Here is a 22,132-nt window from a genome sequence, read left to right as displayed (position 1 = left end):
GTCGCTAGCGCTCGTCCGTCCACAGTTGCTCGGTGAGGTCTTGGAAGGTGGCGAGCGCAACCCGGTCGTCGGCACGTTCGAGCGCCGACTTGCTCATCAAGGCCCGCACGGTTGAACCGTCCCGATGTTCCAGGGAGACAACCAGATTGGCCAATGAGTGCATTACCGACAATGCGGACTCCTCAGCCGGCGGGACCTCGCCGAAGATCTGCCGGAACTCCAGGGCCAGCACTTCTTCCTGGGTGTAGCCGAGCATGCCGGCGAAGCCGGTGTTGGCGAACAAGATGGTGCCGTCGTCGGCGATCGCGAGCACGGGCACCGGTATCCGCTCGAGCGCGACCAGGGCCGGCAACTGCCGCAGCGTCTCCATCGGGGTCTGGGGGGTTTGCGCGTTTCGCCGTCGCTCCATGCATCTGATTATGACGGGCGGGGTCCTGCCCGCGGGCATCCTTTCCGGTCCCGGCGAGGCCGGGAGTGCGCCGTCGACGCACAGCAGTCACACAAGCCCTAACGACCGGTCTTGTGATAGTTGAACATCATACGAAAGGTATGTACTATCTCCATTTATGCGAGGGACTGGTTTGCAAGGCGGGGGTGCGCAACAGCGCGCGCCGTGGCCGGCGCCGGTGAGTTCCTCCCACAGCTTCGCCCGGGGCACCTCGAGGGGTCCGCACCGCCGATTGCCGCCGTACGCCGAGACGCGCTGGTGCACCGCACCGGCTGCAGAGCTCGCCGGCCGGCAGCCGGGGGTGCGGTTGTGTGCCGCTTTCTACCGGGCGTTGTTCTTTTCAGATCACCAAAGCCTGGCTGTCGGCCAGGAAAGGCATGGCCATCCAGCGCGACGCCAGCATTGATTCCGCTGCGGCGCCGGGCACCGGGCGCGAGAACAGGAACCCCTGCGCGCGGTGGCATCCGTGACGCATCAAGGTGAGCGCGGCAGCTGACGTCTCCACGCCCTCGGCGACCACTTGCAGTCCGAACGCCTCGGCGAGGGCGATGATCGCCCGCACGATCGCCAGATCGCCCGCGTTGACGCCCAATTCCCGCACGAATACGGTATCGATTTTCAGCGTGTCGACCGGCAGATCCTTCAGGTGCGACAGCACGGCGTAGCCGGTGCCGAAGTCGTCGATGGCGATCTGCACTCCGGCCTCGCGCAGCTCGGCCAGGGTGCGCCGGGTGGTCTCGATGTTTTGCACCACCGCGCGCTCGGTGATCTCCAGGCACAACGACCCCGGCCGCAGGCCGAACTCCTCGACGGTGTCCACCACGTTCTGAACGAATCCTCGAGCGGCCAGCTGCACCGGGGAGACGTTAACGCGCAAGGTGGCGTTGGTCCGGACGCCGTTGGCCTGCCACGAGCTGAATTCCGCGCACGCACTGCGCATCACCCACCGGCCCAGGTCGTCGGCCAGGTTGGCGGATTCGGCGATGCTGATGAACGAGCCGGGCAGCAACAACCCGCGGGTCGGATGCCGCCAGCGCACCAGCGCCTCGACCGCCACGATCGCCCCGCTCCACAAGTCGACCTCGGGCTGGTAGTACAGCAACAGGGACTCGTCGTCGATTTTGCCCTGCAGGTGCAGCTCGATGTCCTTGCGGAACAAGCTCTTCAGCGACATGTCATCGGTGGAGCTGACGGTCTGGTTACCACCACCGCGTTTGGCGGCCAGCACCGCCTCGTCGGCGCGATGCAACAGGCCCGCGCTGGTGTCCTCGCCCGGCAGCCCCACGGTAACGCCCACACTGACCGTGCTGGTCACGGTATGGCCCTGGATCTCCACCTTGTCGCGCAGTGCACCCTGCAGCCGATCGGCGAAGGTCTCCGCGCTGGCCATCGACATGGGCCAGTCCGGGATGACGACGAACTCGTCACCGCCGATCCGGGCCGTCATTGTGCGGTTCCCGGCATATGCTCGGAGCCGCCGGGCGAAGTCCTGGATGAACCAGTCGCCGGCGGCGTGCCCGAGATAGTCGTTGATCGGCTTGAGCCGGTCCAGGTCGATATAGAAGACGCCGACCGGCCCGGGATTTCCCGCGACCAGCCGGTCCGAGAGATGAGCGACGAGCGCGCGCCGGTTGTGCAGCCCCGTCAGGTCGTCGTGGTCGGCCAGGTAGCGCAGCCGCTCCTCGGCGACCACCCGGGCCTGCAACTGCGCGAACAGCGACGCGATCGCTTCGATCGTGTTGAGTTCTTCCGGCCGCCACTTTGGCCGGCGGAACTTGACCAGGCCGAGCATGCCGGTGGTCACCGGCCCCGAGATCAGCGGTGCGGTCGCCACCGACAGTGATTCGATCGCATGATCGATCGCCAGCTGGCGCACATAGCCCGACTCCGACGGTTCTGGCCGGATGACCGCCACCCGCTTGCCGTGCGCGCAGGTGGTGAAGACCGGATCGGCGGTGGTGAACGAGACGACCGCCAGCGGATCCGGGTCGGGCGGATCGGTACGCGGCGGCCACTCCGCCACCAGCTTGGACGCCCGGATCTCGTGGTCGTTGTGGCGCAGGAATCCGGCATCGACGTTGAGCTGTTCCACCAGCGTCTGCAGTACCCGCTCGCTGACGGCGGGCGCCGTGGCCGGTGTGGTGGCCATCAGCTGGGCGGCGATCGAAGTGACCAGCGCCAATCTATCCGCCACGATGTCCTTCCCCCGAAGACCGCCAGCCCCGCGCGGGAACCGCACGGGCCGCAGCACGCCTGGGCTCGCGTCGGGTTGATGTCGCAGTGAGCATATTCGACAAACCGCCCAGGCTGGAACATCTCAGGTGAACCGGCTGTTAACGCCCCGGTCTGCTCGGAGCGGTCTCGGCCAGGAAACGCCGTAGCACCTCGACGGCCTCGGCGAGCGTCCGGCGGTCTTCCGCGGACAGCCGGTCCAACTCCGGGTCGATCGCCGCGGCCCGGTCGCGGCGAACCTGGTCCAGGGTCTGCACGCCTTTTTCGGTGATCCCGATCAGCACGGCGCGGGCGTCCTGCGGATCCGGGGTGCGGGTGGTCAGCCCGGCGTCCTCGAGTCGCCGCACCTGGGTGGTCATCGTCGGCTGAGAGCAGTGGTCGACCGCGGCCAACTCGGAGATACGGGCCTCGTCCAGATCCTCGATGGTGGACAGCAGCCGGGCTTGGGCGCCGGGAATCGGCAGGGCGACCCGCTGGGTGGCCACGCGGTTGAGGCGGGCGACGACGCTGAGCAGGTCGGCTCCCAGGCTGATATGGGCGGGGGCTGCCATCGCGCGAGTATGGCACAAGAGTGGACAGAAGTGGATCATCTCGGCCGGCCGCGTATCGGGCGGCTGCCGGAGCGGCTGGCAGAATCGACGGGTGACGAAGACCGGCCAGGGTGGTAGCCGAATTCGGGCGCGGTCGATGCGACCCGTCGAGATCGCGCAGGCCGCGGTGATGGCGGCGCTGTGCGCAGCGACGGCGATCATCGCGGTCGTCGTGCCCTTTGCCGGTGGATTGGCGCTGCTCGGGACGGTGCCGATGGGCCTGCTGGCCTACCGCCACCGGTTTCGGGTGTTGACCGCCGCCACGGTGGCCGCCGCAACCATCGCGTTCCTGATCGCGGGGATGGGCGGCTTCATGACGGTGGTGAACTGTGCCTACATCGGCGGGTTGACCGGCGTCATCAAGCGTCACCGCCGCGGCCTGCCGACCGTGGTCGTGGCCTCGGCGGTGGCCGGCGGAATCTTCGGAGCCGCCGCCGTGGCGGCGTTGACCGTCCTGTCGCGGCTGCGCCACCTGATCTTCGATGCGATCACCGCCAATGTGCACGGCGTCGCCGCCGCGATGGACAAGGTCCCGCTGCCGGAATTCCAGCGGGCCGCGGCGGACCTCACCGGCCTGCTCGGCGTGGTGCTGCGTTACTGGCAGTGGCTGTTGCTGGTGCAGTCGACGATCAGCGTGATGATCGTCTCGCTGCTCGGCTGGTGGGCGCTGTCGCGGGTGCTCGACCGGCTGCGCGGCGTTCCCGACGTGCACAAATTGGACCTGCCGGCCGAGAGTGGGCCGGTAGCGCCGGTCCCGGTGCGGCTGAATCAGGTGCGCTTCCGCTATCCGCAGACCAGCCACGACGCCCTGGGGCCGGTGAGCCTGGAAGTCCAAGCGGGCGAACACGTCGCGGTCACCGGGGCCAACGGCTCGGGCAAGACCACCCTGATGCTGCTGCTGGCCGGGCGTGCTCCCACCGCAGGCACCGTTGAGCGCCCCGGAGCGGTCGGGCTGGGCGCGCCCGGCGGCACCGCAGTCGTGATGCAGCATCCCGAGAGCCAGGTGCTGGGCACCCGGGTCGCCGACGACGTGGTGTGGGGCCTGCCCGCGGGGGCCACCACCGATATCGACCGGCTCCTCGGCGAGGTCGGTCTGAGCGGTTTCGCCGAGCGCGACACCGGCGGGTTGTCCGGCGGTGAGCTGCAGCGCCTGGCGGTGGCCGCGGCCCTGGCCCGCGAACCGGCACTGCTGATCGCCGACGAGGTCACCAGCATGGTCGACCCGAAGGGGCGTGAAGTCCTGCTGGGGGTGCTCTCGGGGCTGGCGGGCTCTTCCGAACGGCGCTGCACGTCCCTGGTGCACATCACCCACTACAACGATGAGGTCGGCAGCGCCGACCGGGTCATCGATCTATCCGGCTCGCGCGACAACACCGCCATGGTGGAGACGGCCGAGGTTCCTGTCGCGGCGTCCGGTGGCGCCATCGCCGGGCGCAGTGGCCGCCCGGTGCTCGAACTGGCCGGTGTCGGACACGAATACGGCAGCGGCACCCCATGGGCCAAGACCGCGCTGCGTGACATCAGTTTCACCGTCGACGACGGCGACGGCCTGCTGATCCACGGCGGCAACGGCTCCGGCAAGTCGACGTTGGCCTGGGTCATGGCCGGCCTGACCACGCCCACCACCGGCCGCTGCCTGCTCGGCGGGCGACCGGCCGACGAACAGGTGGGGGCGGTGGCGCTGTCGTTCCAGGCGGCCCGGCTGCAGCTGATGCGCAGCCACGTGGGCCTGGAGGTGGCGTCGGCCGCCGGCTTCTCACCGCACGACCACGCCCGTGTCAGCGCCGCGCTGGCGGCCGTCGGTTTGGACGCGGCGCTGGCCGGCCGGCGCATCGACCAACTCAGTGGCGGTCAGATGCGCCGACTGGTGCTGGCGGGCCTGTTGGCCCGCTCGCCGCGGGCCCTAATCCTCGACGAACCGCTCGCCGGCCTGGACGCCACCAGCCGGCTGGGGCTGCTGCGGCTGCTGGAGGGCCTGCGGCGCGAGACCGGCCTGACCGTGGTGGTCATCTCGCATGACTTCGCCGGGCTGGGCGAACTGTGTCCCAGGACCCTGCACCTGCAAGACGGTGTGCTGGTGCCGGCACCGGCGGGTGCGGCATGACCGGGGAGGCACGCCGAAACCCACGCCGAAACCCACGCCCGGTGGTGCTGCTGCGCCCGGTGCCCGGCAGCTCCGTCGTGCACCGGTTGTGGGCGGGAACCAAACTGCTCGTCGTCTTCGGCATCTCGGTACTGCTGACCTTCTATCCGGGCTGGGTGACGATCGGTGCGGTGGGCCTGTTGGTGTTCACCGCGGCCCGGGTTGCCCGCATACCGCGAGGCGCCCTGCCGTCGGTGCCGCGCTGGCTGTGGGTGTTGCTGGTGGTCGGCGGTGCAACCGCCGCCATGGCCGGCGGCGAACCGGCCGGTCTGGGCGGACTGTTGAATTTCCTGCGGATCACCGCGCTGTCGATCGTGCTGCTGGGCTTGGGCGCGATGGTGTCGTGGACCACCAACGTCGCCGAAATCGCGCCCGCGGTAGCCACACTCGGCCGGCCATTGCGGCTGCTGCGCATTCCGGTCGACGAGTGGGCCGTTGCGCTGGCGTTGGCGCTGCGTGCCTTCCCGATGCTCATCGATGAGTTCCGGGTGCTCTACGCCGCGCGTGGGCTGCGTCCCAAGACGCGGCCGCGGACCCGCCGGGAACGTCGGCGCCGCTGGGCCCGTGAGGCGATCGACCTGATCACCGCGGCCATCACCGTCACGCTGCGCCGGGCAGACGAGATGGGCGATGCGATCACCGCTCGCGGTGGCATCGGCCAGATCTCGGCATCGCCGGCGCGGCCGAAGCTGGCCGATGCGGTGGCGCTGGCACTGGTCACCCTGACGTGCGGTGCGTCGCTGGCCCTCGAGCTGACGGTGCTGACAACCGCGGGGTGAGTCTTCCGCCTCCCGCCACCCGCTTCCTGCCTGCTTCCCACCGCGAGATTGCACTCACGCAGGCTTTCCGGCTGTGTTTCCTGCATGGTTGCAATCTCGGCGAGTTGTCGGTGCCCACGAGCATGCTCGCCGGGCATGAAGGCATTTCTCGGCAGCGAAGCGGTCGCCGAAGGCACGGTCTCCCGGCATCGGTTGGGGCGGTGCCGACGGATCTTTCCGGACGTCTACCTCCCCGCAGGCCAGGCTGTCCCCACGCTGCGGGACCGAATCGAAGGCACCTGGCTCTGGTCGCGGCGCCGCGGGGTCATCGCCGGCGTGGCGGCATCGGCACTGCACGGAGCGCGCTGGGTCGACGACGACGTGGTGATCGAGATGCTGCTGTGTAATGGTCGGCCGCCGAGGGGAGTAACGACGCGAAATGAGACGTTCGCCGATGACGAGGTGACTGTTGTGCGGGGCATCCGGGTCACCAAGCCTGCCCGCACCGCTTTCGATTTGGGGCGCCACCTGCCGCGGGGGCAGGCGCTGGCCCGGCTGGACGCCCTGATGCGGGCGACGCCGTTCGCAGTCGAGCGTGTTCTGGCGCTCGCCGATCGGTATCCCGGGGCCAGGGGATTGCAGCAGCTTCGGGAACTGCTGCCACTGGTCGACGGCGGTGCGGCATCACTGAGAGAGAGTGGGTTGCGGCTGCTGCTCATCGACGAGGGATTCCCGATCCCGACGACGCAGATCCCCGTTCACATCAACTTCCAGTTGTTCGCCATGCTCGATATGGGGTGGGAAGAGTTTCGCGTCGCTGCCGAGTACGACGGGGATCAGCACCGCACCGACCGCCGTGAATACGTCCGTGGTGAACGCCGTCAGCGCAAGCTGCCGCAGCTCGGCTGGCTCAGCATCAAGGTGATCGCCGAAGACCGGCCCGACGACGTGATCGACCGCGTCGATCGCGCGTTGCGGTCCCGAGGTTGGCGGGGCACCCTCACCCCGAGATTGCACTCACGCAGGTGATTTCGCGAATTTTCCTGCAGGGTTGCAATCTCGGAGTTGTTACGGAGGCCGTTACCGGGCGGCTGCGGTGTTGGCGGCGTCTTGAGCCCGGCGCAGCGTGGCGGCGACGTCGGTGCGACCCAGAAACATTTCGTCGAAATAGGGTTTGATCGCCTGGTTGCCGGCCGGAAATCCCGCGAACCCGCCGGGAGTCGGGATGCGCGGTCCGTCCAGTACGGCGAAGAACGGGGTGACGTCGAGGCCGCGGCGCGCCCAGTAATCGAAGTAAACGTGTTGCGCGCTGAGCACGGCGGGGATCGCCGCCCCCTGGCGGCCCAGGTATTCGTTTCCCTGATGGCTGCCGAGCCAGGCCAACACGTCTCGCACCGCCTGCGGGTGCGGGGAGGCGGCGTTGCCGGCGGCGGCGATGCCGTTGGTGACACTGACCCGGCCGGCCGGTCCGGCCGGCAGCATCGCGACCCCCCAATTGAACGCGGCCTGCTCGGCTACGGCGGCCAGGTTGTAGGTGCCGGACTGGAACAGCGCCATCTTCCCGGCCAGGAACTGGTTGCGGGAGAAGTCACCGTTGGTGTTGGTGTCGGAGGCCGGCGGTGCCACGTGATCTTCGTTGATCAGCCGAACCAGGTATTCGAATGCGGCCACGGCCGCGGGGTTGTCGAAAGCGAACTGGTCGTCGCGCTGGAACATTCCGCCGGCTGACCCGATGTAGTTCAGGTAGATGCCCTGCGGATCGTTGGCGGCGTTGTAGCCCCACTGCCGGATGCGGCGCGGGTCGAAACCCGGTGTGCCCGCGTTGCGCCCGGCAGTGTCGCGGGTGAGCTCGGCCAGCACCGGCCGCAGCGTGTCACTGCCGCCGCGCGGATCCCAGCGCAGCCGCACCAGCCGGGCGGGATCGACTCCGGCAGTTCTCAGCAGATCCGCGTTGTAGTACAGCGCGATACCGGCGTCGGTGAGCTGCGGTACCCCCCACAGCGTCCCGCCGCGGGTGAACTGGCTGACCACGGACGGCTCCCAATCCGCGCCGGTCCCATCAATTTTCAGCAGCCGTCCAGTGTCGGCGTAGCCGGCCAGATAGGCGTCGGAGAGCCAGAAGATGTCGTCGGCGCCGCCGCCGGCCACGTCGGTGCGCAGCGTGTCGAAATACGTCGCATAGGACACCACGTTGGCGCGTACCTCGATATCGGGGTGAGCGCGGTGGAACGCGGCGAACGACTGCCGATAAGCGGCCGCGACCTGCTCGTCCCACAGTCGCACCGTCACCACCGTCTTGGCGCCGGCCGAGCGGGTTGAGGCGTGATCGAGCAGCACCGCCGTCACACCGAACAGCGCGGCCAATAACACCACCGCGATCGCGAACAGGGTCGAGAACCGCGGCCGGTTCATTTGATCCCCGTCACGACGATCGAGGCCACTATCCGGCGCTGGAACGCCACGAACAACACGATCAGCGGGATCATCGCCACCGTGGTGGCCGCCATCACCAGCGTCCACTGCGCGTTGTAGCGGGACTGCAGGGCGGCGGTCGCCACCGTCAGCACGCGCCACTTGTCGCCGCTGGTGATCACCAGCGGCCACATGAAGTTGTTCCACTGCGAGACGACGGTGATCAGTCCGAGGGTGACCAGGATCGGCCGACTGGCCGGCACCATCACGTGCACGATCACATCCAGGGTGTTCGCGCCGTCGAGCCGCGCGGCGTTGACCAGGTCATCGGGGACGGAACGAAAGTACTGGCGCAACAGGAAGATCGCATACGGGGAGCCGAACACGAACGGTAACACCAACGCCCAGAACGTGTTCCTCAGACCCAACTGCGCCATCATCAGATACAACGGCACTACCGTCACCGTGGCCGGCACCATCAAGGTCGCGACGTAGAGCCAGAACAGCTTGTCGCGGCCCGGGAATTCCAGCCGGGCGAACGCGTAGGCGGCCAGCACCGAAAAGCTCAGCTGCCCGAGCACGATCACCGCCGTCATCAGAGTGGTGACCGCAGCTGCGCGGCCGAACCCGGCACCGCCCAGATCACGAAAGTTGTCCAGGGTCGGCGGGTTCGGCCATGCCAGCGGGGTGCCGGTGGCGAACTGGCGGGCCGGAGTGAACGACGTCAACAGTCCCAGGCCGAACGGCGCCAACGTGATCAACGCGCCGAGTGTCAGCAGGGCGTAGATGACGGCGTTACGTGAGGTCATAGCTGACCCGCCGTCCCAACGACAGCTGCTGCACCACCGTGACACCGACCAGCACCGTGAACAGCACCAGTGCCATCACCGCTGCGCGTCCGATCGCCGCCGCCCCGAACGCCTCGTCGTAGATGCGGTGTGCGATCAGGTCGGTGCGGCCTGCCGGCCCGCCCCCGGTCAACGCATAGACGGTGTCGAACACCTGCGCCGCGCTGACCACTCCGGTGACCAGCACGAAGAACATGGTGGGCCGCAGCATCGGCAACGTGACCCGCCAGAACCGCTGCCAGCCGTTCGCTCCGTCGATGCGGGCCGCCGACAGCACCTGGGCGGGAATGGCCAGAATGCCGGCCAGGAAGAACAGCGCGACGTAGCCGACGTTGGTCCACACCACCACCGCCGCGGTCACCGGCAGCGCCAGCCCGGGATCGGTCAACCATTCGATGCGATGCCCCAGCACAGTGCTCACCGCGCCGTCGGTGGGGCTCAGGATCCACCGCCACAGCACCGCGATCGCCAGCGGCGCGCAGATCCACGGCAGCACGTAGATGGTGCGGAAAGCGCCGCTGCCGGGTAGTTCGCGGGCCAGTAGCACCGCCACCGCGAGGCCCAGGGCGGTTTGGACGGGTACGACGATCACCACGAAAAGCACCGTCACCGCAAGCGAATTACCGAACACCGGGTCGGTCAGCACCGATCGCCAGTTCTCTGCACCCACGTAGCTGATCGGTCCCAACAGATCCCAGCGGTGCAGACTCAGCCATACCACCACCAGCATCGGCAACAGCAGGAACGCGACCACCCCGAATAGGCTTGGGGCCAGCAACGCGTAGGCCAGGGAAGTGGAGCGGCGCGGCGAGTCTGCCATGCAGGTATTAAAACCGCTCGATACCGTGGACGGGTGACACCGAACCGGGGGATCGATGCCGAATTTCTGGCGCTGCCCCGCCACGAGCTGGCCGATGCCGCGCTCTCGGCGGCCAGAGCGGCCGGTGCCGAGCACGCCGACCTGCGAATTCACCGGATCGCCACCGAGGTCGTCCGGCTGCGTGACGGCGAACTGGAGACCGCGGTGGTCAACCGCGAACTGGGCTTTGCAGTGCGGGTGATCGTCGGCGGCACCTGGGGCTTCGCTTCGCATGCCGAACTGGCGCCGGGCGTCGCGGCCGACACCGCCCGCCGGGCGGTGCAGGTGGCCAAGACGCTGAGCACCCTCAACGCCGAACGCGTCGAGTTGGCGACCGAACCGGTCTACCGCGACGCCAGCTGGGTGTCGCAGTATGCGATCGACCCGTTCGCAGTGCCCACCGCCGACAAGATCGACGTGCTGGAGGACTACTCCGGGCGGTTGCTGGCCGCCGACGGAGTCAACCATGTGACCGCTGCGCTGACCGCGGTCAAGGAGCAGACCTTCTACGCCGACACGTTCGGCTCGTCGATCACCCAACAGCGGGTGCGGGTGATGCCCGTCTGCGAAGCGGTCACGGTGGGCCCGGAGGGCTTTGACTCGATGCGCACGCTGGCGCCACCCACCGCGCGCGGTTGGGAGGCCGTGGCCGGCGACGAGGTGTGGGACTGGTCAGACGAGCTGCGGCAGCTGCCGGTGCTGCTCGCCGAGAAGATGAAGGCCCCCAGCGTGGCCGCCGGCCCGACCGACCTGGTGATCGACCCGACCAACCTGTGGTTGACGATTCATGAATCCATCGGGCACGCAACCGAATACGACCGCGCCATCGGCTACGAGGCGGCCTATGCCGGCACCTCGTTCGCCACCCCGGACAAGCTCGGCACGATGCGCTACGGGTCGCCGGTGATGAATGTGACCGCCGACCGCACCGTGCCCTACGGGCTGGCCAGCATCGGCTACGACGACGAGGGGGTGGCCGCCCAGAGCTGGGACCTGGTGCGCGACGGGGTGTTCGTCGGCTATCAACTGGACCGGGTGTTCGCGCCCCGGTTGGGCCAGACCCGCTCCAACGGGTGTTCTTACGCCGACTCGCCGCACCATGTCCCGATCCAGCGGATGGCCAACGTGTCGCTGCAGCCGGGTGCCGAAAACGTGAGCACCGCCGACCTGATCGCCCGGGTGGACGACGGCATCTATATCGTCGGGGACCGATCGTGGTCGATCGACATGCAGCGCTACAACTTCCAGTTCACCGGGCAGCGGTTCTTCCGGATCCGCGACGGCCGGCTCGACGGGCAGCTGCGTGACGTCGCCTACCAGGCGACCACCACCGACTTCTGGAACGCGATGGAGGCCGTCGGCGGTGCCTCGACGTGGCGGCTGGGCGGGGCGTTCAACTGCGGCAAAGCCCAACCCGGTCAGGTGGCCGCGGTCAGCCACGGCTGCCCGTCGGCGCTGTTCCGTGGGATCAATGTGCTCAACACACGGGCTGAAGGGGGCCGGGAATGATTCCCGCGCAACAGGTTATCGACACCGCGCTGGCCGCGGCCACGGGCGTCGACACCGAGACCATCGTGCTGGTCACCGATAAGGCCGAGGCGTCGTTGCGGTGGGCGGGCAACTCCATGACCACCAACGGGGTGTCCAGCAGCCGGACCACCACGGTGGTCACCATCGTCCGCGACGATGAGGGGCCCCGCGTCGGTTCGCTGTGTTCGGCCGAGGTGGATCCGGCATTGATCCCGGAACTGGTGGCGGCCTCGCAGGAGGCGGCCGCCGGTGCGCCGGAAGCCCGCGACGCCGCCGAGCTGGTAGCCGGCACCGGGGCGCCCGACGACTGGGACGCCGACGTGCCGGGAACCGGCGCCGAGGTGTTCGCCGAGCTGGCGGCCGGTTTGAGCCGTGGCTTTCGGGGCGCCGACCAGCTGTACGGCTTCGCGCGCCACGAGGTGTCGACGACGTTCCTGGCGTCGTCGGCCGGGCTGCGGCGGCGCTTCACCCAGCCCACCGGGACGGTCGAGATCAACGCCAAACGTGACGGTGCGAGCGCCTGGGCGGGGATCAGCAGCCCGGACTTCGTTGATGTGCGATGCGATTCGCTGCTGGAGCAGTTGTCGACCCGGCTCGGTTGGGCGGCGCGCACCGTCGAGCTGCCGGCCGGTCGCTATGAGACGTTGATGCCGCCGTCCACGGTGGCCGACATGATGATTTACCTGGGCTGGACGATGAGCGGCCGCGGCGCCCAGGAGGGCCGCACCGCGCTCTCGGTGCCCGGCGGCGGCACCCGGGTAGGCGAGCGTCTCACCGAGTTGCCGTTGACGCTGTACTCCGACCCGCACGCGTTCGAACTCGAGTGTGCGCCCTTCGTGGCCACCGGTGCCTCATCGGAGACGGCGTCGGTGTTCGACAACGGCCTGGACATCGGCTGCGTGGACTGGATCCGCGGTGGGGTGATCAACGCACTGGTCTACCCGCGGGCCGCCGCCGCGGAGTTCGGCGCCCCGGTCGCGCTGGCCGCCGACAACTTGTTGATGACGGGCGGTTCGGCCAGCATGGCGGAGATGATCGCCTCCACCGAGCGGGGGCTGCTGCTGACCACGCTGTGGTACATCCGCGAGGTCGACCCGACCACGCTGCTGTTGACCGGGCTGACCCGCGACGGGGTCTACCTGGTCGAGGACGGCCAAGTGCGTGCGGCGGTGAACAATTTCCGGTTCAACGAGAGCCCGCTGGATCTGCTGCGCCGGGCCACCCAGGCCGGCATCGCCGAGCCGACCCTGCCGCGGGAGTGGGGGGACTGGGCGACTCGGGCGGTGATGCCGTCACTGCGGATTCCCGACTTCCACATGTCATCGGTGAGTCAGGCGCAGTGATTCAGCCCTCGTCGGGGCGGATCGCGATGACGGCACAGCGGATCGGTGCGCCGGATCGTTCGATGCGTGCGTCGCTGGTGATCAGCGGGCACCGGTGGCGTTCGGCACTGGCGACGTAGACGGCGTCTGGGTAGCGCAACGCGGCCTGGGCCAGCTCCCAGGCGCGCCGGACGTCGTCCCAGGGCGTGCCCTCAATGGCTATCTCCAACGCGGCAGCGTCAAGTAGCGCTTGTTCGATCTGGTCGGGCTGCAGCGGATGGGATGGTCGGTGTGCTGCCGCCACCAGTCCGGACAGGATTTCGACTGCCAGATGTCCGGGTGCGAGCAGCGGTTCTGAGGCGGGGTGGTCGGCGAGCGCTTGGCGGGCCGCTTGGCCTCGGGGGCCGGAGTCGGTGACGGCGTCGATGACGACCGACGCGTCGACGATCACGTTGGACGACTCAACTGTGCGCCACGGTCGGCATGGGCTTCATCGATGGCGTCGAGCACGGCTGCCCGGTCTTGTTCGGCGACAGCAGGCTGCTGCGCCAGGCGTGCCGCAGTGCGGTTCAGAGCAGCCCTGCGGCGAAGATGCGCCGCCTGGGCGTGCATCGCCTCAAGCAGATATGCCTGCAACGAAACGCCGCGCTCGGTGGCCGCTGACCGGATTTGATCCAGGTCAGCAACGGGAACATCGCGTATCAGTACATTAGGCATGCACCATGCTATCAATGATGATAGCAATCATGCAAGCAGCTTACTCGGACAATGACGAGTGCCCGCTTGGGCCGACCGCGTCGTCGATGTGCTGGTGCAATTCATCGAATCGAGCGAGTGCGGCGTCGAGGTCTGCCTCGTTGAACAGCTCGGAACGATCGAACGAATCGCCGTCAAGGGTCATCAGCGTGACATCGCGCCATTCGGCGTCGAAGCCGTCTTGCGAAATCCCGCGTGCCACATGGGTAATTACCGCTCCGATGTCGCTGAGGCGATGCACCGCTGCGATGTACATCCTGGTGTCAGGGGAGTCGTCCCAGGCGGCCTGGAGATACGGAACCATGTCGCCGGGCTCGAAAGCTGCACCGCGACGGTGGTCGATGTTCACCCAATCCGGCGTCGTCGGGGCGATCTCGTGTCGGTTCAGAGCGGCGTAGGCGCCCATGACGATTGACCAGGTGTGCGCGTGGGCGGCCGCTTCGCCGGCGAGGTAGCGGGCGTCGAGCTCCGCGACGGCGGCGTCGAAATCTTCGGGATCAAAAGTCACGGTGTGGTTCATCAGGCCGTCGGCGCCGACTTCCACGACACTCAACAGGTCGACGGTGACCGCCTGATCGGGATCATCGCTGTCGCGGTAGCTCCTGCGGGTCAGGGCCAGGCGAGACCCTCTGGTCGCGATGGGCCGGATCTCCATCCGCCAACTGCCGGGTGTCGTCTCCAACGTGACAGCAACGACTTTCTGTACTTCTGCACCCTCATGTGTGTCGCGCAGGCCTTTTCGTCGGTCGTCAAGTCGGCTGTCCGCGCTCGTGAGCGCGAACAGCGCAGCCCCGTCACGACGGTTGTATGCGTCGGCTGCGTGTGCGCAGGCCCGGGTCGCGGCGTTCTCCAGTTGCCGCGTTTGCGCGCTGAGTTCGTCGAACCGAGCCAGCGCGGCATCGAGGTCTGCCTCGTCGAAGATTTCGCAGCGATTGATCCGGTCGCCTTCGACGGTCAGCAGTTGGATCTGTCGCCACTCGGCGTCGAAGCCTTCTTGCGAGGTCCCAGATGACGTATGGGTGATCACCGCTCCGAAATTGTTCAACCGGTGCACGGTCTCGATGTGCATGCTGAAGTCCGGTGTGAGTTCCCGCCACGCGCGGATGACGGCGGTTACGTCGCCGGTCGCAAACGGCGTGCTCCGCCGGTGGTCGACGTTGATCCAGTCTGCTGCCGGGAGTTCGTGCCGGTTGTATGCGGCGTAGATCTGGGCGATCACCGACCGCGTGTGTGCGAACGCGGCGGCTTCACCAGCGAGATACCGTGTCTCGAGTTCGCCGAAGGCGGCATCGATGTCATCGGGGTCGTACGCGACGCGTGCCAGGATCCGTTTGTCGGCGTTGGTTTCGACGACAATGAGCAGCTCGATGCGGAACCCTCCAGCTTGGTGGTCTTCGTCCGAGATACACGTCCGGCAGAGGACAAGGCGTTCACCTCGAGTCGCGAGGACCATCGATGTACTTCTCGTCGCGTCGATGTCGGCGAAGGCCTGCATGTTCGCGATTTCGCCGTCCCGACCGCGCTGGATTTCGGCGTTGACGACCCGTCGATGGTCGTAGACAGACGTGTCGACGGTCAGTAGCTCCGCCATGGCGTCCCAGTCGCGGGTAGCGAAATATGCCCGGAAGTGCTCGTACGCTTGGCTCGCCGCGTTTTCCAGCCGACGTACCGGCGCACTGAGTTGGTCAAACCGGGCGAGTGCGGCGTCGAGGTCTGACCCGTCGAATACCTCAGTGCGGTTGATTTTCTCGCCGTTGACCGTGAAGACCGCGACGCCGCGCCACTCGGCGGCAAGCCCCTCATGCGAGGTCTCCCGCGCCACGTACGTGACGACCGCTCCCATGCCACTCAGTCGATGCACCTGCTCGACGTATATATCGATGTCTTGCTCGGTATCCCACCCGCCTTGGATGTATGCGGTCACATCACCCGGCCCGAAGGCTGTCTCCCTTCGGTGGTCGGCATTGACACAATCCGGCGTGGTCAACGGCAGCTCATGCCGGTTGAGTGCTGCGTAGCTAGCTGCAACGGTTGACCAGACATCCGAATGGGCCGCCGCCTCCCCGGCGAGATACCGGATATCAAGCTCCTCGATGGCGGTATCGAAGTCATCGATATCGAATATGACGCGTGCTACCACCTGTGCGTTGGTATCGATCTCGACCACGTCGAGGAGATCGGAGCGGAATGCATCGGGTCGCCGGCCCCCTCGGAGGCACGTCCACGGCACAAGACGAGATGTTCTCCACGGGTCGCGATGACGTCTGACGTGAGGATCAGCCCGGCTTCGGCGATTGCTGCAACTTCGGCGACGATGGCGTCTCTGCCCTGTCGGTGGCCGGCATTGACCACCGGACGACGATCCATGGAGGAACAGTCTTCGGCCAGGATTTCTGCCAGCGCGGCCCAGTCGCGGGCAGCGTAATGCGCCAGGATGCGCTGGTAGACGTGCGCGGCCGCATTCTCCAGCCGCGGTACTGGCCTTCCGAGCTGATCGAACCTCGCGAGCGCGGCGTCGAGGTCTGCCTCATCGAACAGCTCGCAGCCGCTGAGCAGATCTCCGTCGACCGTGTAGACGGCGATCATCCGCCATTCGACGTCGAGGCCCTCGCGCGACGTGCCCTCGGAGACATGAGTGACGACCGCGCCGAGGTCGGTCAGGCTATGAACGGCCTCGATGTGACGTTTGTGGCTGACCAGGCCATCCAACATGGAACGGAGGTATGCCTTCAGGTCGCCGGGACCGATCGCTGCCAGCGGTCGACGATCGGTGTCTACAAAGTCGGGGGTGGTGGCGGGCATTTCACCGCGATCGAGCGCGGAGTAGGGCCGTGTAATGGCCTGCCATGTTTGCGCGTGGGCGGCGGCTTCGCCGGCCAGGTACCGCGCGTCGAGCTCAGCGAAGGCGGCGTCGATGTCGTCGAGGTCGAACCCGACTCGGGCCACGAGTCGCTTCGCGGCGTCCATCTCGAGGACTTCGAGGCTGTCGACCTGGAAGGCCCCCGAGCGCTCATCGCCGACGCTGTATCGGGTACGACCGAGGAACAGGTGCTCGCCGCGGATCGCGATGACGTCGAACGCGAGATCCAGAGTCTCCGAACCGATCTCGGAGATGGCTGACAGCTCGGCGACTACGGCATCACGGCCCTGTTGAAAGCCGCCATTCACGACTCGACGACGGTCGTCGGTGGAAACATCCTCGGCGAGGATCTGACGCAGTGCGTCCCAGTCGCGGGTCAAGAAACACGCCTGGAAACGTTCGTAGACTCGGCTTGCCGCGTTCTCGAGGCGGCGGGCTCGCGGGTGCAGTTCTTCGAATCGCGCGAGCGCGGTATCGAGGTCTGTCTCGTCGAACTGCTCGCAGCGGTTGACCAGGTCGCCGTCGAAGGTAGCAACGATGACTTCCCGCCACTCGGCGTCGAAGCCGCGGTCTGACGTCCCACGCGCTGCCTGGGTGAACACCGCGCCGCGTGCGCTGAGCCGGTGCACCGCCTCGATGTAGACGACGAAGTTCTGCGCGTCGTCCCATGAAGAGCGGAGGTACGCGGCCAGGTGACCGGTCTCAATGGTCGCGAGTCGGCGGTGATCGATGTTGACGCAGTCCGGCGTCAGTTGGAGTTGTTTCCTGTTCGCCGCGGCGTACGTCTGTGTCAGGGCTGACCACGTCTGTGCATAGGTCGCGGCCTCGCCGGCGAGGTAGCGGGTGTCGAGTTCGGCGATGGCGGCCTCGAAGTCATCGGCCTCGAATATGACGTGTGCCACGACCTGTTCGTCGGCGTCGATTTCGGCCACGTCGAGGAGATCGCCGTGGAAGTCATCGGGGGGCTGGCCCGCCGAGGCTCGGCCATGACTCAATGCGAGGCGTTCTCCACGGGTCGCGATGGCGTCTAGCGCGAAGGTCACCCCGAGCTCGGCCAGTGCCCTGTTTCCTGCGGTGACGGCGTCTCTGCCTCGTCGGAGACCGGCATTGGCCACTCGACGACGATCGTCTTCGACGATGTTCTGCGCGAATGTCTTTGACAACGCGTCCCAGTCGCGAGCGGCGTAATGCGCCAGGTTGCGCCGGTATACGCGCGCGGCCGCGTTTTCCAGCCGCGCTGGCACGCGTTCGCCCTCCAACCGGGCATACGCGGCGTCGAGTTCGGCGATCGCGGCATCCATGTCGTCGACGTCGAACCAGATCTGCAATGTGACGCGGCCCTCCTCATCGATGCCGTACAGCTGGAGCAGCTCGTCCTGCGGCGCCCCGGGACGCGCGTCGGGAATGGTCGTGATCATGTGGGATAAAGCGAGCCGCTCACCTCGTGCGGCGATCATGGCGTGGTCGATTTGCGCTCCCGCCTCGAGTTCACGCCGCATTACCAGTCGCACCGCGTCAGATGGCAGCGAAAGGCCGACGACTTTCCGGCGACTCTCGACGACGAGGTCGGGCGCGAAAAGTCGCTCGAACTCGTCCCAGGCTTTCCGATGAATAGCAGCCATCACGTGTTCGCCCACTCGCACGGCAGCGGTGTCCAATTCGACTGCTGGCTCTTCGGGCCGATCCGCGGCGGGTGGCGGGACGCGCTCTCCCAGCGCCAGCCGCGCTTTCTCGGCAAGGGCTGCCGCCCCTTTCCGCTCGTATAGGTCCACCGCGCGCTCGGCGGCGGCCCGCGCCCCGACCTCATCGCCGGCGGCGTTCAACACCGTCGCCAGGGCCAGACACGCATCGCCGTGATCGACCAAGCCGTCGGTCCGCTCGGCCAGGCCGACCGCGGCCTCGGCACCCCGGTCGAGCGCGAGACACGTGCGACCCAACAAAGCCGCTGTCTCAGCGGTGTCGGCATCTAACCCCATGCGGCGAAAGCCGTTGTAGGCCCTGCGTAGATGTGGCTCGGCCGCGGCGGGATCGTCGATGACAAGCTCGACGATCCCGGCGAACTGCTCAACCTCGAGCAGCGCATGGCGCAGGCCGAGTTCGGTGACCGTGCGCCGTGCCGAGTCGATCATCCGCCGCGCCGCCTCGGCGCGGCCGCGAAATGCCTCCAACACCGCCTGGCACCGGGTCGATGTGGCTTCGACCGCCGGGGAATCGGTGGTGATTCGTAACAGCCGCACCACATCCAGGCACCGTCCACCCGCCCGCGGAACCGGGTTGGGACCCCAGATTGCCGCCAGCGGCGCACCCGCCAGCACGGCGTTGACCCGGCGGTGGTCACCGGCGCGCCGCGCGGCGGTGAGGGCGTTGTCCAAAGCGATCTCGCAGTCGCCGATGCAACCGAGGCGGGCAAGGCACCCGGCACGCACGGTGTGCGCCTTGGCTTCGCCTGCGGCGTCGGCAACTTGAGCCAGGGTGCCGGCGGCGGCCCCCACGGCGGCCTCAACGCTGTCCAGCCGTTCCGGGTGGGTCAGCATCGAGAGCTGGCCATCGAAGCACGTTGCCCACGCTGCCAGACGGGCCGAATCGACTGTGGCTGCCTGCAATTGCGCAATCGCGCCGGCCGCCGACGCCACGTCGCCCGCGGCCAGCAGCGCTTCGCAGCGCGAGATCAACAGCTCCGCGGCCTGCTCGTCCCGGTCGGGAAGTTCGTCATCGATCTCCTCCAGTGCGTGCAGGGCGTGGTCGTACAGATCGGCGGCACCCTCATAGGCCAGGCGGGCCATCGCCTGGTCCGCGGCACGCCGGCAGTAACCAACGGCCTTGGCCGCATTGCCCGCCCAGGCGCATTCGAAGTAGTGATACGCCAGTTCCGCGAGCAGGTCGTCGTCCGCACCTGGCTCGCCCTCCAACGTCGCGGCGATGCGCTGGTGCAGCCGCATGCGACGCACCGACGCCAGCTCGGCAAGCAGCGACTGTCGGACGATCGCGTGGTTGAACCGGTAACGGCCGCCGGGCTCTTCGACGACGATGCCGGCCTGGCGCGCCTCGTCGAACGCGTCGACGAGATCCTGGTCGACCACCCGCTCGACAAGGTCCAACGCGAAGTGACTGCCGATGACCGCGGCCGCGGCAAGGGCCTTGTTCGTCTCCGCCGGAAGCCGGGACAGCCGGCGGCTCACGGCTTCACGAACACCCTGCGGCAAGGTACTCGGATCCCAGACGCCGCCGCTTTCGGCGACATGGCGCAGCGCTTCGATCAGGAAGAACGGGTTGCCGCCGGTGACCGACGCCAACGCCCGTGCGAGTTCTTCGTCATCATGTCCGGCCTCGGTGACATAAGCGGTCACGTCGTCTTCGTCGAGGCCGCCCAGCGCGAGGCGATCGGCGGTGCCGTCCCGGTGCAGATCGGCGAGCATCGCCGCCAGCGGGTGGGAGCGGTCGAGGTCGGTGCTGCGGTACGTCGCGACGACCTGCACCCGGGTGTGGTCACCGAAGCGCAGTAGATGCCGCAGCAACAGCAGCGTGGGTTTGGCCGCCCAGTGCAGGTCGTCGAGAACCAGGACGACCGGTGCGCTCGCGGCGGCCAGCTCCAACAGCGCGAGGACGGCGTCGAACAGTGCGTAACGTTCGGTGTCCGGGTCGGCACGGGGTGGCGTGACCAGATCGGCCAGCACATCGATCAGCCCGGGAACCAGCGGAAGCAGTGCTTCGAGACCGCGCAGCCCCCGCAGCCGTTTGGCTTCGATGCGTGGCACAAGCGAACGCAGCGCCTCGGCGAAAGGCTGATAGGGCGCGCCGAGATCCTCGTCGGATCGGCCATACAGCACCACGGCGCCGTGCTCGTAGGCCTGTCGAGACCATTCCCCGGCCAAGCGGGTCTTTCCGATACCGGGTTCACCGGCGATCAGCACCGCGTGAACGCCAACGGTGAGCGTGGTCTGCCACGCCGACGCGAGGCGCTCCAATTCGCGGCCGCGCCCCACGAACGGCCCGGGGCCGATCAGTATCGCGGGAAGGTCGGGCCGCTGCAGCGTAGCATCGCTGGTCTCCGCGGGTCGCTCGGCGAGCTCCAGCCGGAGCTCGAAGACGTGTTCCGGGCGTGGCAGGTTGCGGAGCTGACGCATCCCGAGGTCGGCGAGCAGCACGTCGTCGGGCAGTGTGTCGATGACCAGTTCGGCAGTTGCGCCCGAGCACAGGATCTGGCCGCCGACGGCCAGCGAGCGCAGCCGGGCGGCGCGGTTGACCGCACGGCCGAAGTAGTCGCCGTCGCGCAGCTCCACCTCGCCGGTGTGCAATGCGATCCGGATACGCATGGGCTCTTGCAGGGCCCAGGGCTCGTGGCGGATCGCGTCCTGCAGTTCCAGCGCGGCGGCGGCCGCCGCTGATGGCCGTTCGAAGACCGAGAACGTGGCGTCGCCTTCACCGCGTGTCTTGATCAGCCGGCCGCCGCGGGACGTGACGACAAGTTCGGCGAGCTCGTCGTGTCGTGCCAAAGCAACAGCCATCGCGCCCGCATCGGCTTCCCACGCAGCAGTCGAGCCCTCGATGTCGGTCAGCAAAAAGGTCACCGCGCGTGTCACCGACGAGGGGGGGCTGTGCCACCGGGTATTCCAGCGCCGTGTCCTGGGCGACGATGGCGGCCTCAAGGCGGCGGAGTTCCGGGCCGGGGTCGACGCCGAGCTCATCGGCCAGCAGTGCCCGCGCCCGTTGATAGGCGCCCAGGGCCTCACCCTGTCGGCCGGCGCGGTAGAGGGCGAGCATCAGCTGGCCCCATCGCCGCTCGCGCAACGGTGCGTCGGCGACCGCAGCCTCGAGTTCCCCGACGATTTCCGCGGCCCGTCCGGTGGCGAGGAGGGCGTCGGCGCGGTCTTCGACCAGGCGCGGCTTGCCCCTCGATCCAGCGTGTCTTCTCGGCGATTCCCCGGCGGGAATCGGGCAGTTCGGGCGATCCGCGCCACAAAGCCAACGCCTCGTCGAAGCAGACGACCGCTTGCGTGGTGTCGCCGGCGGCCGCGGCGTCACGGCCCAGTTGGGTGGCCAGCTTGTAACGCGGGGCATCGACCTCGGTCGTGCTGAGAATCCAGCCGGTGCCTTCGGTCAGCACGAAGCCGTCGCCCAGCGCCCGACGCAGTGCGGAGATGTGGGTCTGCAGGGCCTTGGCGGCGGTGCGCGGTGGCTCGTCGCCCCAGAGGAGATCGATCAGTGTCTCGGCCGCCACGACAGCACCGCCGTGCAGCCCGAGCATGCTGAGGATCGCACGCGGCTTGGCGCCCGGTATTGTGACCGAGGCGCCGTCCCCGCCGGGCCTGGAGAGGTCCCAAAACCCCCAGCTCCACGGCTTGAATGGTAGTCACGTCAGCCATCGTCGGCGAGG

General features: G+C 67.8%; 17 protein-coding genes and 1 pseudogene. 6 read left to right on the top strand and 12 right to left on the bottom strand.

Translation table 11 applies throughout. From position 1 onward, the window contains the following. Positions 1-4: 4 nt before the first annotated feature. The 3 genes from BST10_RS02590 to BST10_RS02580 form a co-directional block, all read right to left on the bottom strand. Complete coding sequence (locus BST10_RS02590; RefSeq protein WP_013828518.1) at positions 5-370, bottom strand: PAS domain-containing protein; 366 nt, start codon at positions 368-370, stop codon at positions 5-7. A 418-nt stretch (positions 371-788) separates the two neighbouring features. Continuing rightward, positions 789-2,597 (bottom strand): putative bifunctional diguanylate cyclase/phosphodiesterase, encoded by a 1,809-nt coding sequence (locus tag BST10_RS02585; protein WP_049793013.1) that lies wholly within the window; start codon positions 2,595-2,597, stop codon positions 789-791. A 184-nt stretch (positions 2,598-2,781) separates the two neighbouring features. Then, a complete protein-coding gene (locus BST10_RS02580; RefSeq protein WP_013828521.1) occupies positions 2,782-3,231 on the bottom strand; it encodes a MarR family winged helix-turn-helix transcriptional regulator in 450 nt (149 codons plus the stop codon). A 136-nt stretch (positions 3,232-3,367) separates the two neighbouring features. On the opposite strand from BST10_RS02580, the gene BST10_RS02575 reads away from it, so the two are divergent. The 3 genes from BST10_RS02575 (at position 3,368) to BST10_RS02565 (ending at position 7,200) form a co-directional block, all read left to right on the top strand. Then, a complete protein-coding gene (locus BST10_RS02575; RefSeq protein WP_083036276.1) occupies positions 3,368-5,374 on the top strand; it encodes a DUF2232 domain-containing protein in 2,007 nt (668 codons plus the stop codon). After that, on the top strand, positions 5,371-6,192 hold the full coding sequence (locus tag BST10_RS02570) for a CbiQ family ECF transporter T component (RefSeq protein WP_083036275.1): 822 nt from the start codon (positions 5,371-5,373) through the stop codon (positions 6,190-6,192). Before BST10_RS02575 ends, BST10_RS02570 begins: the two co-directional genes overlap by 4 nt. A gap of 135 nt (positions 6,193-6,327) precedes the next feature. Further along, complete coding sequence (locus BST10_RS02565; RefSeq protein ID WP_083036274.1) at positions 6,328-7,200, top strand: hypothetical protein; 873 nt, start codon at positions 6,328-6,330, stop codon at positions 7,198-7,200. 51 nt (positions 7,201-7,251) lie between these two features. Here the strand turns inward: BST10_RS02565 and BST10_RS02560 are convergent, their stop codons facing one another. Genes BST10_RS02560 through BST10_RS02550 form a run of 3 tightly spaced genes read right to left on the bottom strand, consistent with a single transcriptional unit; the run spans position 7,252 to position 10,251 of the window. Next, positions 7,252-8,583 carry an ABC transporter substrate-binding protein gene (locus BST10_RS02560; RefSeq protein ID WP_083036273.1) on the bottom strand — a complete coding sequence of 444 codons (1,332 nt, stop codon included), beginning with the start codon at positions 8,581-8,583 and terminating at the stop codon, positions 7,252-7,254. Next, the gene (locus BST10_RS02555) at positions 8,580-9,392 is read right to left on the bottom strand and encodes a carbohydrate ABC transporter permease (protein WP_083036272.1); all 813 of its coding nucleotides are present in this window, start codon (positions 9,390-9,392) and stop codon (positions 8,580-8,582) included. The genes BST10_RS02560 and BST10_RS02555 overlap by 4 nt, the downstream gene beginning before the upstream one ends. Continuing rightward, positions 9,379-10,251: a carbohydrate ABC transporter permease gene (locus tag BST10_RS02550; RefSeq protein WP_041317642.1), complete on the bottom strand. Its 873-nt coding sequence runs from the start codon at positions 10,249-10,251 to the stop codon at positions 9,379-9,381. Before BST10_RS02550 ends, BST10_RS02555 begins: the two co-directional genes overlap by 14 nt. Before the next feature lie 33 nt (positions 10,252-10,284). Between BST10_RS02550 and BST10_RS02545 the strand changes: the two genes are divergently transcribed. Next, on the top strand, positions 10,285-11,799 hold the full coding sequence (locus BST10_RS02545) for a TldD/PmbA family protein (RefSeq protein WP_083036271.1): 1,515 nt from the start codon (positions 10,285-10,287) through the stop codon (positions 11,797-11,799). Next, positions 11,796-13,163, top strand: coding sequence for a metallopeptidase TldD-related protein (locus BST10_RS02540; protein ID WP_083036270.1), 1,368 nt, complete (start codon positions 11,796-11,798; stop codon positions 13,161-13,163). Before BST10_RS02545 ends, BST10_RS02540 begins: the two co-directional genes overlap by 4 nt. A 1-nt stretch (position 13,164) precedes the next feature. Here the strand turns inward: BST10_RS02540 and BST10_RS02535 are convergent, their stop codons facing one another. Continuing rightward, the gene (locus BST10_RS02535) at positions 13,165-13,593 is read right to left on the bottom strand and encodes a type II toxin-antitoxin system VapC family toxin (protein WP_083036269.1); all 429 of its coding nucleotides are present in this window, start codon (positions 13,591-13,593) and stop codon (positions 13,165-13,167) included. A 32-nt stretch (positions 13,594-13,625) separates the two neighbouring features. Here BST10_RS02535 and BST10_RS02530 point away from each other — a divergent pair, with 32 nt between their 5' ends. Then, positions 13,626-13,805, top strand: coding sequence for a hypothetical protein (locus tag BST10_RS02530; RefSeq protein ID WP_083036268.1), 180 nt, complete (start codon positions 13,626-13,628; stop codon positions 13,803-13,805). 94 nt (positions 13,806-13,899) lie between these two features. Here the strand turns inward: BST10_RS02530 and BST10_RS24400 are convergent, their stop codons facing one another. From BST10_RS24400 to BST10_RS24380, 5 genes and pseudogenes are all read right to left on the bottom strand, one after another. After that, entirely contained in the window at positions 13,900-16,065 is a 2,166-nt protein-coding gene (locus tag BST10_RS24400) for a hypothetical protein (protein WP_235673576.1), read from the bottom strand. After that, a complete protein-coding gene (locus BST10_RS24395; protein WP_457920502.1) occupies positions 16,032-20,954 on the bottom strand; it encodes an AAA family ATPase in 4,923 nt (1,640 codons plus the stop codon). The genes BST10_RS24400 and BST10_RS24395 overlap by 34 nt, the downstream gene beginning before the upstream one ends. A gap of 33 nt (positions 20,955-20,987) precedes the next feature. Next, positions 20,988-21,275, bottom strand: a pseudogene (locus tag BST10_RS24390) (nucleotidyl cyclase domain-containing protein); the annotation flags it as partial. Further along, positions 21,178-21,585 (bottom strand): AfsR/SARP family transcriptional regulator, encoded by a 408-nt coding sequence (locus BST10_RS24385; RefSeq protein WP_443093867.1) that lies wholly within the window; start codon positions 21,583-21,585, stop codon positions 21,178-21,180. The pseudogene BST10_RS24390 and the gene BST10_RS24385, both read right to left, overlap by 98 nt. Then, a complete protein-coding gene (locus tag BST10_RS24380) occupies positions 21,485-22,003 on the bottom strand; it encodes an AfsR/SARP family transcriptional regulator (protein WP_235673577.1) in 519 nt (172 codons plus the stop codon). Before BST10_RS24380 ends, BST10_RS24385 begins: the two co-directional genes overlap by 101 nt. Between the last annotated feature and the right edge of the window lie 129 nt (positions 22,004-22,132).

The sequence above is a fragment of the Mycolicibacter algericus DSM 45454 genome, from assembly GCF_002086455.1.
In the GTDB taxonomy this organism is placed as follows: domain Bacteria; phylum Actinomycetota; class Actinomycetes; order Mycobacteriales; family Mycobacteriaceae; genus Mycobacterium; species Mycobacterium algericum.
This window is presented reverse-complemented; position numbering and strand designations above follow the sequence as displayed.